Genomic DNA, 12,253 nt, shown 5'->3' on the forward strand with positions numbered 1-12,253 from the left:
AACTTGGTAGTTCGCGCTACTTGCGGCCCTGCAGAATCAGCAGGCGCTTCACGTTATCGACCTCAATCTCATCGGGCTGGGTGGCCAGCACGCGCTTGATGTCCTTGCCCGAGCGGCCGCCGAACACCACCACTTTCAGGCCGGCGGCGTGGGCCTGGGCGGCCTGCTCGGGCGTCACGCGGTCGGCATCGAGCACCACGGTGTGCACCTTCTCGGTGCGGGCCACCTTCAGGCCGAAGGCGAACTCATCGGAGGCGATTTCGAGGCCGATGCGCACGCCGGCCGGCAGCAGCTGGCGGGCCAGCCGCACGGTGGGGCCTTCCTGCGTAATGAGCAGCACCTGCGCGGGCGGCACATGGTAGCGGCGCAGGCTGCGGCCAATCTGGCGAATGAGCAGCGGGGTGCGGTCGTGCTGGTGGCCGGCAGGGCGGCAGGGGTCGTCCTCGTGCAGGTCGAGGTGAATAAAGGGGAACGTGGGGCGGCGGCCGAAGCGGGCCAGCACCGTATCGAACGTCACGGGCCGCTCCTTCTGAAACAAATCGTAGGGAAAGCCGCCGTGGTAGCGCAGCTGCGTGAGCTCGGCGGCCGGGTGCTGGCTCACGCAGCCGTGGCCGGTGCTGCTATTTTCGAGCTGGGGGTCGTGGTAGAGCATCACCACGCTATCCTGGCTGAGCTGCAGGTCCATTTCCACGCCATCGGCCCCGATGCGCAGGGCATGCCGGATGCCGCGCCAGCTGCTCGGCGGCCGGAAATTGAACGGACTGATGGGCGTGAAGAAACCGGAGCCGGCGTGGCCCAGCACCACCAGCCTGGAGCTGGCAGCGGGCTTGGTGGCCGAGCAGGCCGCCAGCTGAATGAAGGTAAACAGCACCAGAACGGCGCGGATGGGTAACGCGGATTTTATCATGCAAAGGGAAAGCTGGCACAGGCCGAAAGAAGCCTGAACGGCGAAAATCCGGCAGAGTTGGAATGTAGGGGCGGGGCCTGCCCCCGCCCGTCGTTGAACGACTCCCGGTTGAATCGTTCAACGACGGGCGGGGGCAGGCCCCGCCCCTACCGGCCGGTCCAGCAGGCCGAACAGGAACGTGAGGGCCACCACCAGCCACAGCGAAAACCATACGTCGCTCAGGTAGTGCATGCCCAGCACCAGCCGGCCCAGGCCAATGAGGCCCGGCAGCACCAGCAGCGGCACCCGATACCTGGGAAACGCCACCGCCAGCGGCAGAAACAGGCTGAAATAAACGGCCGTGTGGTAGGATGGAAACGAGTCATTATGTGCCCCCGTGGCCCACAGGCCGGTGCCGGCATATCCCACTTTGAACTGCACTTCGGGCCGGAAGCGGTGCACGGCGCCTTTCATCACCTTGGCCAGCACCATGCTGAACTCGTGGGTGAGCAGCAGGATGAGGAAGATGGTGGCACCGCGCTTTTTGAGGCCGTAGCGGCCGATGGCGAAGGCCAGCCCCAGCGCCAGGAAGATGATGGGCAGGCCAGCAATGTGCTGCATCAGGAACTCATGCGCGGCATCGGCCCCGGCAGTGAGGCTGGCGAAAAATGGGGCCGCCCAGGTGAAATGTGCGTGGATGAACTGGGCCAGCGGCTGGTCGAAAAATAAAATCAGCAGGGCGCAGGCCGGTAGCGTCAGGGCCGTGAAGACAAGGAACTGGCGGAGCGTCATGGGCAGTAGCGCGGACTTTTAGTCCGCGAATCCAAACGAAGGCGGCGCAAACAAGTTCTGGCAACCTTGGCGTCGCGGACTAAAAGTCCGCGCTACTGTGCTACCCCAGCGCCTGGTTCAGGGCGATGATGGCCGTGCGGTAATCCTCCCGGCCCACGATGAACTGGATGTTCACCTTACGCAGCGCAAAGCCGGCGCTGCGGATGTTGATGCCCGAGTCGGCCAGGGCTTTGGCGGCGCGGGCCAGCAGGCCGGGCTCGTCGATGTTGGAACCGATGAGGCAGACCAGGGCGGCGGTTTGCACGGTCACGTTCTCGTACTTGGCTTCGAGGGCAGCCACGAGCTGCGGCTTGAGGTCTTTTTCCCAGATGAGCAGCGAGATGCTGTTGGCGCTGGTGGCTTTGAAAATGTAGCTCACCCCGAGGTCGTAGAACACCTGCATCAGGTGCAGGTCGAAGCCGGCCGCGCCCACCATCAGCGGGTCGTGAATGTCGATGATGACGACTTTTTCGGTGCCCGTGATGACTTCGATGTGCTTGGTTTTGGCCACGTAGTCGCGGGTGATGAGCGTGCCGGGGTGGTCGGGCTCGAAGGTGTTTTTGATGCGCAGGTCGATGGCGTTTATCTCCAGCGGCTTCGAGGCTTTGGGGTGAATGGCCTCCATGCCCACGTCGGCGAGCTGGTCGGCCACGTCGTAGTTGGTGAAGCCGATGGGGTGGCACTGGTCCACGCCCACCAGGTTGGGGTCGGCCGAGCTGAGGTGGTATTCCTTGTGAATAATGGCCTCCTGCGGCCGCACGGCCACGGCAATCTTGCTGAAGGTGACTTCAGAATACCCCCTATCAAACTCCCGCATGATGCCCTCGGTGCCCTTGGTGTAGCCGGTGGCGATGCAGATGGTGCGCCGGAAATCCACGTCGGCGAAGGCGTTGGCAATGCGCTCATCAATGGTGAGGGCCTGCGCGTCGTCGAAGCCGCTGAGGTCGATGAGGGTGGCGTGGGTGCCCCGGTTTTTGAGGATGTTGACGGAGTTGAAGGCCGAGTGCGCCTCCCCTATCGAGGCCAGAATCTCGCGGGCGGCCTGCAGAATGTTCACGCTGTTCACGTAGCCCGAGGCCAGTACGTTCACCAGGCTTTCGAGGTACACCTGGGCCTGGTCGATGCGCTGCTGAATGAAGGCATCGGCCGCGGCCAAATCCAGGCCCAGCGACTCGTAGTTCTTGTTTAGCTCCTTCAGCTTGGCGGCCACGTCCTGCAGCGAAACCTGGAAATCCTGGCCCTGCGTGATGTGGTGGTACACGCCGGGCGCGCCGGTTTTCTTATTCTCCAGCAGCCAGTTGGTGACGTTGGCGTAGGCCGACACCACGAAAATGCGGTTGTACAGGGCCGCGCCTTCGCGGCCGTGGAAGATGATGTTGTCGAGGACGTCGGCGAAGGCGGTCATGGAGGTGCCGCCGATTTTTTCTACTGTGAGCATGTGAAGACGTTCGCCTCACCCCCCGGCCCCCTCTCCGGTGGAGAGGGGGAGCTACGGTGGCGCGGAACAAGAGGGTTAATTCAAAACGAAACAGGTCGCCTGCACCGTGAGCGCAAACGACCTGCAAGGTAAAATCGGAATCAGCGAAAGCGGCTTTCCGGAAAGCAAATAAGCGGCTGCCGTGGCTCCCCTCTCCCCATGGAGAGGGGTCGGGGGTGAGGTTTCAGCGTGAGGCAGACGTTATTGCGCCGGCTCCTTCCCGTAGGAAATCATGTTCGTGATAATCCGATACGCGCCCGGCACACCGGCCGGCAGTTCCCGGAAGAGCGACAAGCCGGTGTAGATGTAGTGGCCCTTGCCGTAGTCCGTCACCAGAATGGCGCTTTCCTTCGCCGACTCGCCCGGGTCGCTGCTGGAAATGACGGTCTGGTATTTCGGGTCCCATTTCGAAGGGTAGTAGAGACCCTGCTCCTGCACCCAGCCTTTGAAATCTTCCGCCGTAATCTTGTTCGGCGCAGCCAGCAGCTGATGTTTCGTCAGCGTGACGGGGGCATCTTCCACGGTCACGCGGTCGGCGGACATGGTCATCGGGTAGGGGCCGATTTCGGGCATCACGGTGCCGCGGTTCACCACGTATTGCACCACTACGTTGCCGCCCTGTTCGATGTATTTGAGGATTTCGGGCTGCTTGGTTTTAAGGGCGTCGACCGTGTTGTAGGCGCGGATGCCCACGACTAGCGCGTCGAATTCCTTGAGGCGGGCGGTGGTGATTTCCTCGGGCTTGAGCAGGGTCACGTTGTAGCCGATTTGGCGCAGGGCGTCGGGCACTTCGTCGCCGGCACCCATCAGGTAGGCCACGTGCTGGCCGCGCCGCTTCAGGTCGAGCTTCACCAGCGGGGCCACGGCTTCGGGGAAGAGGAACTGCGTGGGGATGTGCGGGTACTCAATCTGCTGGATGCCGCGGGCGTAGGCCTGGCCGGCCACGGTGGCGGTGGCGCGCAGTTCGGTGCGGCCGGGCGCGGCGCCGGCCAGGGGCTGCACCTGGAAGTTGACGGTCAGCTCCTCGTCTTTGGCGGCGAGGACGAAGTCGGCGGTGGCGGGCGCGCACTGCCAGCCGGCGGGCAGGGCCAGGGCCAGGCGGCCGCTCACCCCGGCGCGCCCGGCCCGCAGCGTGACGGGCACCGTCTTGGGCTGGGCATCGGCGAAGACGTAGGAACGGGCGGGCGGCAGGTTCACCAGCACGGGCGGCACCACGGCCAGCGGCTGGTATAATTCGCCCAGCACGGGGTCGGTGTGCTTGTATTGGACGGGGACTTCATAATCAATTGTCCCTTGCATTTCCTTCTCACGTTTCTTGGCATCGGACACAGTGTACCGATACTTGAAAGTGTAATGAGCAGTTAGCGCAGATTCATTTTCTGGTTTTCCTCGCAACAGTTGTTCATCAACCCGGTACATACCCACTGTCTGTTTCTCACGCAACCAATATGGTGCACTAGAAGCTAGAGTAGCTGGAGCAGTGAAATTGAGCTTGCTTCGTCCTGAACCAGTGTATTGGCTTCCTTTCAATAGAGGAGGATAGTTGACTGTATCGCCACTGCTAGGAGTTAGATAAACTCGCTGTGGAAAGACATTCGATGAAGGCAGTTGAAAGGCTTCGGTCGAAATCTCAACTTTCTCTCCCGGCGCAACAGAAACTAAAGAAGTCGTGGCTTCCAAGTGCATTCCTAAACATGCCTTAAGTAATTCATCAACCTGACCAACCTTGTTCTGTACCCAAAACTGGGCTTTCCTTATTTCACCTACGGCTTGGTCACGAATTGCTTCATTAGGCATCTCCTTGCTCGTATATGATTCACCTAGCTTCTGATAAGAAGCGTACATCTGCTCCCGCACCTTCAGCAGCCCCGCCACGCTGGCGCTGGGGTTGCTCGGGTCGTACTTGCGAATCACCTCCTCGATGAGCTTGCCCACGGCCGCGCCGCCGGGCACCCGGCTCCAGGTCTGGTCCACGCCTTCGAACAGGTCTTTGGTGGCTGTGGAGCCTTTCACGGGCTGGAAATACTCCAGCGCCTCGCCCCGCTGGGCGGCCGAGCCGAAGCCCTGGCTGCGGTGGTTGCTGCGGCTGCGGGCCGCGATTTCGCCGTAGCTCTGGCCCAGCAGGGGGTTGTAGCCGCCGGCGTCGAGCTTGAGGTAGCCGTCCATGTTTTCGCCGGGCTTCACGAAGAAGCTGCCGGTGTTCCAGAGTAGGCGCTTGGGCTGCCAGGCTTGCACGTATTGCAGCTGTTCGGGGAAGCGCTTGGGGTCGCCGGCGGCGTCGAAGGCTTCGGCGGCGAGGATGGCGCTGGCCTGGTGGTGGCCGTGGCCGGCGCGGGCATCGGGCGGGAAGCGGGTGATGAGCACGTCGGGCCGGCGCTGGCGGATGACCCACACCATGTCGGCGAGCACCTGCTCCTTGTCCCAGATGCGAAAGGTTTCGTCGGAGGTTTTGGAGAAGCCGAAGTCGTTGGCGCGGGTGAAGAACTGCCGGCCGCCGTCGAGGCGCCGGGCCGCGAGCAGTTCCTGCGTGCGAATCACGCCGAGGCCTTCGCGCAGCTCGGGGCCGATGAGGTTCTGGCCGCCGTCGCCGCGGGTGCAGCTCAGGTAGCTGGTTTCGAGCAGGCGCTCGTTGGCCATGTAGGCGATGAGGCGGGTGTTTTCGTCGTCGGGGTGGGCGGCGAGGTACATCACCGAGCCGAGGACGTTGAGCTTCTTGAGGCCTAGCAGGATTTCGGAGGAAGTGTACGACTTCGGCGTCTGCGCCTTCGTCGTTTCAATGAGGAATGAGGAATGAAGAAGGAAGAATGCCGTGAGGGCGGCGACGGGGCGGAGAAAGCGAATCATGCGCAGGAAACCAAGATTGGGCCGTGAAGTTACCGCAGACGGGTTCACCTCACCCCCCGGCCCCCTCTCCTGCGGAGAGGGGGAGCCTGACGATTTTCGAACGATTTCCTTTGGGTGGGGCATTTCCGGTGCCCCGCTCCGCGGGAGAGGGGGGCCGGGGGGGGTGAGGCTTCCCGGCCGCACAATGCTACCCCCGGCTTTTCGACGATTCTGCCTTGGCTTTTTCCTCGGCTTCGCGCAGAATCTGGCGGGCTTCGGCCAGCAGGCGGCGGCTGGGGTTCAGCTCGTCGCGGGCGATGAGGGCGAAGAGCAGGAAGAACGAGGCCAGCGGCAGCAGCCAGCCCAGCGCAAACCACAGCCAGAACGAGCGGCCGCGCGTCTGGGCGCAGTAGCCGGTCAGAATCGGAATAAAGGAGATGGACACCGCCACCATAAAAAGCATGTCGAGGAAGAACATAGGCTTGCGCGGGTTGGTGGGGTGAAGGAGAGGCTGCTAAGGCCGGCGGTGGCCGTCCGAAGATACGGCTTTGGTAGAAATGCTGGAAGCGGCGGCGAAGGAAATTTGTTTTGCTATACCACTATCCGGCCGTTTTTTGCGTAGTTCGGCCTGAAGTCGGGCCCGCAGCGGGGTCCGGCCGTTCCGAATTTTGCCCATGTGGGAGCACCAAAGCCTGTTTCGCGTATCTGCCCAGCTCTTTGCCGAGGGCGTTTTTAACCTGCTCGACCGCAGCCTGCGGCCCGAAGTCTTTCTGCTGGGCCTGGCGTCGGCCAAAGAAACCGACGAGCCCGACGCCGTGGTGCTGGAGCCCGCCATGCTGCGCTACTCCCCCGCCGATTTTCGAAACATCAAGGCCCACGCCGCTATTCTGGAGCAGGACAAGGGCCCCCAGGATTCGGTGTACCACCTGCACCCCAACGACCACGACCGGTTCGAGAAGCAGCACTGGTACGAGCTGGTGTGCCAGGCCACCGAAACCACGCTCAACACCCTCACCACCAGCCGCCACGAAAACCGGCGCTCGTTCTGCTCCACGCCCGTGAGCCTGCAGGGCTACCTCGTGACGGTGGTGCTGCAGCTGGCTTCCGACTGCTACGACAACTACTACGCCCTGCCCAAGCCTGGCAGCGGCCGGCCCGCCAACCTGCCCCACGCGGCGGTGCTGGAGTTTCTGCACGACTGCACCCGCGCCCTGCGCGAAGCCGACACCGCCGACAACGACCAGCCCGTGCTCGACCGCGACTACAACGAGCTGCTGCGCTCGGCCGGCCGCCGCCTCATGCTGCGCGTGGCTCCGGCCGGCACCCACGGCCTCTACGATGCCTGCAACGGCGTGGCCGCCCTGCGCCACGAGGGCGACGAAGGCATTGGCACCATGCTGGTGTGCCGCCGCCAGCACCCCGCCGTGGTGCCCGTGCTCACCCTCGAAACGCCGGTGCCCATGCGCGACCACCGCTCCATTCGCAAGCTGCTGGAGCTGAGCGAGGGCCACACCGCCCTGATTTCGGATGCCTCCCACGTCTTCGGCTTGGGCCAGCTCGTGCCCGAAAACGACGCGCAGTATGAGCCGCTCGTGACGGTGCACTTCACCAACCACTACAGCTGGGAGATGAGCCACGCCGGCAACGTGCTGATGCGCGTGGTGAGCAACACCCCGCGCCTGCCCCAGGGCCGCGTGGCCGCCGACAACTTTGCCCGCATCCTGCGCATCGTCTTCCCCGCCCTCGACCACGACAGCATCGACTACCTCTGGGACCTGGCCCAGCAGGCCACCCGCCAGCCCAACGGCACCATTCTGGTCATCACCACCGGCGCGGCCCAGGAAGCCAAGCGCCTCACCCGCCAGAGCTTCCGGGTGGTGCCGCGCATCATGACGCCCTCGGTGCTGCGCCTCGTCACCAACATCGACGGGGCCGTGCTCATCGAGCCCAACGCCATGTGCCACGCCATCGGCGTCATCCTCGACGGGCTGGCCACTGAAAAAGGCGATTCTTCGCGCGGCTCGCGCTACAACGGGGCCCTGCGCTACGTGCACAGCAGCAAATACCCCGTGCTGGCCGTGGTGGTGAGCGAAGACGGCTGGATTGATTTGCTGCCGAGCTAACGCGCTGCTTAATGAGGAATGAGGAATGTCGGCCCTGATTGCTAATTCTTCATTCCTCATTCTTAATTCTTCATTAAGCGAAGCGTATCACCCGTTCACGCTCCCCATCATCGCCGCTGGGTAGCGCGAGCCGGCCGTCGCGCCCTTCGGCGCAATCTCATCCAGCTGGGCCAGCTCATCCCTGGTCAACTCGACTTCCAAAGCGCCCAAATTCTCCTCCAAATATGAAACCCGCTTGGTGCCGGGAATGGGTACCACGTCGTTGCCCTGAGCCAGCACCCAGGCCAGGGCCAGCTGGCCGGCGGTGCATTCTTTCTGCTGCGCCAGGTCGTTGATGCGGGCCACCAAATCGAGGTTTTTCTGGAAGTTTTCGCCCTGGAAGCGGGGCGTGTGGCGGCGGTAGTCGTCCTCAGCTAAATCTTCGAATTTCTTGATTTGGCCCGTCAAAAATCCCCGGCCCAGCGGCGAGTACGGCACGAAGCCCACGCCCAGTTCCCGGATGGTGGGCAGAATCTCGTCTTCGGGCTCGCGGCTCCAGAGCGAGTATTCGGTTTGGAGGGCGGCAATGGGGTGGATGGCCACGGCCCGGCGCACGGTGGCCGGCGCGGCTTCGCTCAGGCCCAGGAAGCGCACTTTGCCTTCTTCCACCAGGCGGCTCATGGCGCCCACGGTTTCCTCGATGGGCGTGTTGGGGTCGACGCGGTGCTGGTAGTAGAGGTCGATGTGGTCGGTGCCGAGGCGCCTGAGGCTGGCTTCGCAGGCGGCCTTCACGTATTCGGGGCGGCCGTTGATGCCGCGCCGGCTGGGGTCGTTGGGGTCGCGCTCGATGCCGAACTTGGTGGCCAGCACCACGCCGGCGCGCTTGTCTTTGAAGGCGCGGCCCAGCAGCTCTTCGTTTTTAAAAGGGCCGTACATGTCGGCCGTGTCGAAGAAGGTGACGCCCAGGTCGAGGGCGCGGTGCAGGGTGCGGGTGCTTTCGGCATCGTCCTGCCGGCCGTAGAAGTCGGACATGCCCATGCAGCCCAGGCCCAGGGCCGATACGGTGAGGCCGGAGCGGCCCAGTTGGCGGGTTTTCATCAGGTGGTGGGGTGGTGAATTGGTGGGTGAGCGGATTGGTGAAGGAACGGAGGAGTCATCCGGCGCGCCGCGCAGCCCCTTTTTGCGGTCGGGCGACTCGTGGCAAGGTGAGAAGGCTCTTCGCGGCGCTCCGGATGACAAACCGGTTGGCGCGGGCTTTTGATTTCAATCCTTCAGCGAATCCTGCCTCCACCTCCCAAACCCGTACCCGCCGTACCTTTGCCCCGTGAAAATGCTCCTCAAAAACGCCCTGTTGGCCGCCCTGGCCGCCGCCGCCGTGGCGGCCTGCTCCTCGCCCAACAAGCCCATCAGCGAAAACGGCGCGCCGTCCCCCACTACGGCTGCTCAAATGGCCCTGATGGCCACCCATGACTCGCTCATGCTGCAGACCGACAAGCTGATGGCGCTCAAAACCAAGCTCTCGGGCTACCACACCGAGGCCGCCGCGCCCTACATCCACGGCCTGCTGGCCGCCGATGCCGCCATGATGGCTTGGATGCACCAGTACAAAGCCCCCGACACCACGGCCGCGCCCGCCACCCGCCTTGCCTATTTCCGGCAGCAGCAGCAGGTGCTCGATGCCGTGGGCAGGCAGTATAACTCGGCCCTCGACTCGGCCACGAAATTTCACACCGAGCACCCCGCCGCCGGCGAAGTGCAGCCCGCCACCAAATAGCCACCGCATGTTCAAACGCCTGTTTTTGCTGCCGGTGCTGGCAGCCACCCTCTTCACCACGGCCTGCACCGAACCGCCCAAAACCGCCGCCACACTGCCCATTCTGGGCGAGCGCGACGTGCGCCCCCGCGCCGACGGCGGCCCCGCCGACACCGTGTACCAGACCGTGCCCGCCTACCAGCTGGTGGACCAGGCCGGCCAGGCCGTCACCAACCAGACCTTTGCGGGCCGCGCCTACGTCACCGATTTCTTCTTTGCCACCTGCCCCGGCATCTGCCCCAAATTGCAGAGCGCCCTGCTATCGGTGTACAGGAAATTCCCGACCGACCCGCGCATCAGCTTCCTGTCCATCACCATCGACCCGCAGCACGACAGCACCGCCGTGCTGAAGGACTACGCCGAGCGCCTGGGCATCAGCGATGCCGCGCGCTGGCACTTCGCCAGCCTCGGCGACCGCGCCAAATCGTTTGAGCTGGCCAACCACCTGCTCACCGGCGTGGTGCCCGACAGCCTGGCCCCCGGCGGCCTCGCCCACAACGGCGTGCTGGCCCTGGTTGATGACCAGGGCCACATTCGCGGCGCCTACGATGGCCTCAATGCCGAGCAGGTGGCCGCCTTGCAGCGCGACATCCCCATTCTGCTGGCCGAGATTGACGGGCGGAAGAAGGGCGTGGCGCAGCAGTAAGGAATTTTGCCTGCACCGTTTGCTATCCTGAGCGCAGCGCAGGATAACAGTTGACGAGTGTTGAACCTCTCCCAACCCCCAAAATGCCTTTCCGCCACGCCCTCCCCTTCCTATTCCTGACGCTGCTCGCCCTCCCCGGCTGCTTCAGCAACAACCGCCACCAGGGCGAGCGGCTCTACGTGCAGCACTGCGCCAGCTGCCACGGCGACCAGGGCCAGGGCCTGGAGCGCCTCATTCCGCCGCTGGCCGGCTCCGACTACCTCACCGACCACCGCCGCGAGCTGGCCTGCCTGCTCCGCAACGGCCAGAACGCCGTCATCGTGGTGAACGGCATCGGCTACCACAACGTGATGCCCAGCAACAAAGGCCTCAGCCCCGCCCAGCTCACCAACCTGCTCAACTACATTGAGAGCCACTGGGGCAACGAGGCCGCGCCCCGCACCATTCACGACGTAGAAAAGGAGCTGGAGGCTTGTCGGTAAGTATTTTGCTGGGATATGCGTTGCCTGCGCCTGTCATCCTGAGCGCAGCGAAGGACCTTCTCGCCGATGAACAGTGCGCAGTAACGCAACCGTGAAAAGGTCCTTCGCCGCACTCAACATAACAGGGCGCCAGGATGCTAATTCCTCATTCTTCATTCCTAATTCTTCATTACTCTCCCCTTCTCCAACCCATTTTTCGCCGTAGATTGCGCCCCAATCCACTCAGCATTCTGAATTCATCATGGGCCTGTTAGACTTCCTGAAAAATAAACCCGCCGACCCCAAGCCGGCGACTCCCGCCGCCCCCGGCGCCCCCGCTTCCGCCGCCGACAAACCCGCCGCCGGCCCCCGCTACCAGGGCTCCAAATACACCGCGCCGGCCGAGCCCGCTGCGCCGGCCATGCCCACCTTCCAGCTGCCCGAGCCGGAAGCGCCCATGCCCCTGCCCTTCGAGCCCGAGAACGTGCTGGAGCAGCTCCTGCTGCTGGCCGCCACCGACGAAAATGCCCGCCCCGCCTTCTACCAGGCCCTGCTGCAGGAAGAAATTCTGATGATTCTGGCCCCGATGGAAGGCATCGAGCCCGGCGAAGTTAAGCTGGCCGAAGGCCAGGAAATCCAGCTGCAGGTGCTCAACGATGGTAAGCTGCCTATTTTCTCCTCGCCCCCGCGCCTGAGCGATGGCGGCGTCGACAACGGCCCGGTGAGCTACGTGCGCATTCCCGGCCACGCCTTTTTCCAGATGATTCAGGGCCAGGACTGCGTGCTGAACCCCTTCTCGCCCGCCGGCAAGCTCCTGCCCAAGGAGGAGCTGGCGGCTCTGCTCAACGGCCAGCTCACCGGCCCGCTCTCGCCCGCCGGCGGCGATGCCCAGGTGCTGCTCAGCCAGCCCGCCGAATTTCCCCAGGCCGTGGCCGATGCCATTGCCGCCTGGGCCGCCACCCAGCCCCACATCGACGCCGCCTACTTGGCCCAGATGCAGCTGGCCAACAACCCCGACGTGCCCCGCCTGCTCATGGCCTTCATCAGCCAGAACCCCGACCCCAGCTTCATGCAGGAGCTCGGCCCCGTGCTCGAAGGCAAAACCAACGCCTTCCAGTTCGTGGACCTGATGCTGCTGGATTTGGACTCGGAAGAAGGCGTGAACCCGTATTTCAAGCAGGTCGAGCCGTTTTATCAGAAATAAGCAGCATATC

11 protein-coding genes are annotated in these 12,253 nt (G+C 63.8%); 5 read left to right on the forward strand and 6 right to left on the reverse strand.

Annotation, left to right across the window (positions count from 1 at the left end):
• Nucleotides 1-16: 16 nt before the first annotated feature.
• From ACYVHT_RS01155 to ACYVHT_RS01175, 5 genes are all read right to left on the reverse strand, one after another.
• Nucleotides 17-907, reverse strand: coding sequence for a glycerophosphodiester phosphodiesterase (locus ACYVHT_RS01155; RefSeq protein ID WP_460547084.1), 891 nt, complete (start codon nucleotides 905-907; stop codon nucleotides 17-19).
• Nucleotides 908-1,024: 117 nt separating this feature from the next.
• The gene (locus tag ACYVHT_RS01160; RefSeq protein ID WP_460547086.1) at nucleotides 1,025-1,678 is read right to left on the reverse strand and encodes a phosphatase PAP2 family protein; all 654 of its coding nucleotides are present in this window, start codon (nucleotides 1,676-1,678) and stop codon (nucleotides 1,025-1,027) included.
• Nucleotides 1,679-1,778: 100 nt separating this feature from the next.
• On the reverse strand, nucleotides 1,779-3,155 hold the full coding sequence (locus tag ACYVHT_RS01165) for an aspartate kinase (protein ID WP_460547089.1): 1,377 nt from the start codon (nucleotides 3,153-3,155) through the stop codon (nucleotides 1,779-1,781).
• Nucleotides 3,156-3,395: 240 nt separating this feature from the next.
• On the reverse strand, nucleotides 3,396-6,038 hold the full coding sequence (locus tag ACYVHT_RS01170) for a PIG-L family deacetylase (protein WP_460547091.1): 2,643 nt from the start codon (nucleotides 6,036-6,038) through the stop codon (nucleotides 3,396-3,398).
• 187 nt (nucleotides 6,039-6,225) lie between these two features.
• Nucleotides 6,226-6,495: a hypothetical protein gene (locus tag ACYVHT_RS01175; protein WP_460547093.1), complete on the reverse strand. Its 270-nt coding sequence runs from the start codon at nucleotides 6,493-6,495 to the stop codon at nucleotides 6,226-6,228.
• Nucleotides 6,496-6,691: 196 nt separating this feature from the next.
• On the opposite strand from ACYVHT_RS01175, the gene ACYVHT_RS01180 reads away from it, so the two are divergent.
• A complete protein-coding gene (locus ACYVHT_RS01180; RefSeq protein WP_460547095.1) occupies nucleotides 6,692-8,140 on the forward strand; it encodes a diadenylate cyclase in 1,449 nt (482 codons plus the stop codon).
• An 87-nt stretch (nucleotides 8,141-8,227) separates the two neighbouring features.
• Here the strand turns inward: ACYVHT_RS01180 and ACYVHT_RS01185 are convergent, their stop codons facing one another.
• Entirely contained in the window at nucleotides 8,228-9,217 is a 990-nt protein-coding gene (locus tag ACYVHT_RS01185) for an aldo/keto reductase (protein WP_460547097.1), read from the reverse strand.
• 226 nt (nucleotides 9,218-9,443) lie between these two features.
• Between ACYVHT_RS01185 and ACYVHT_RS01190 the strand changes: the two genes are divergently transcribed.
• The 4 genes from ACYVHT_RS01190 to ACYVHT_RS01205 all read left to right on the forward strand — a co-directional run bounded on the left by ACYVHT_RS01190 (nucleotide 9,444) and on the right by ACYVHT_RS01205 (nucleotide 12,243).
• Nucleotides 9,444-9,893, forward strand: coding sequence for a hypothetical protein (locus tag ACYVHT_RS01190; protein ID WP_460547099.1), 450 nt, complete (start codon nucleotides 9,444-9,446; stop codon nucleotides 9,891-9,893).
• A 7-nt stretch (nucleotides 9,894-9,900) separates the two neighbouring features.
• A complete protein-coding gene (locus tag ACYVHT_RS01195; protein WP_460547101.1) occupies nucleotides 9,901-10,578 on the forward strand; it encodes an SCO family protein in 678 nt (225 codons plus the stop codon).
• Nucleotides 10,579-10,661: 83 nt separating this feature from the next.
• The gene (locus tag ACYVHT_RS01200; RefSeq protein ID WP_460547103.1) at nucleotides 10,662-11,060 is read left to right on the forward strand and encodes a c-type cytochrome; all 399 of its coding nucleotides are present in this window, start codon (nucleotides 10,662-10,664) and stop codon (nucleotides 11,058-11,060) included.
• A 241-nt stretch (nucleotides 11,061-11,301) separates the two neighbouring features.
• A complete protein-coding gene (locus ACYVHT_RS01205; protein WP_460547105.1) occupies nucleotides 11,302-12,243 on the forward strand; it encodes an enhanced serine sensitivity protein SseB C-terminal domain-containing protein in 942 nt (313 codons plus the stop codon).
• Nucleotides 12,244-12,253: the final 10 nt, after the last annotated feature.

The sequence above is a fragment of the Hymenobacter daeguensis genome (genome assembly GCF_054780555.1).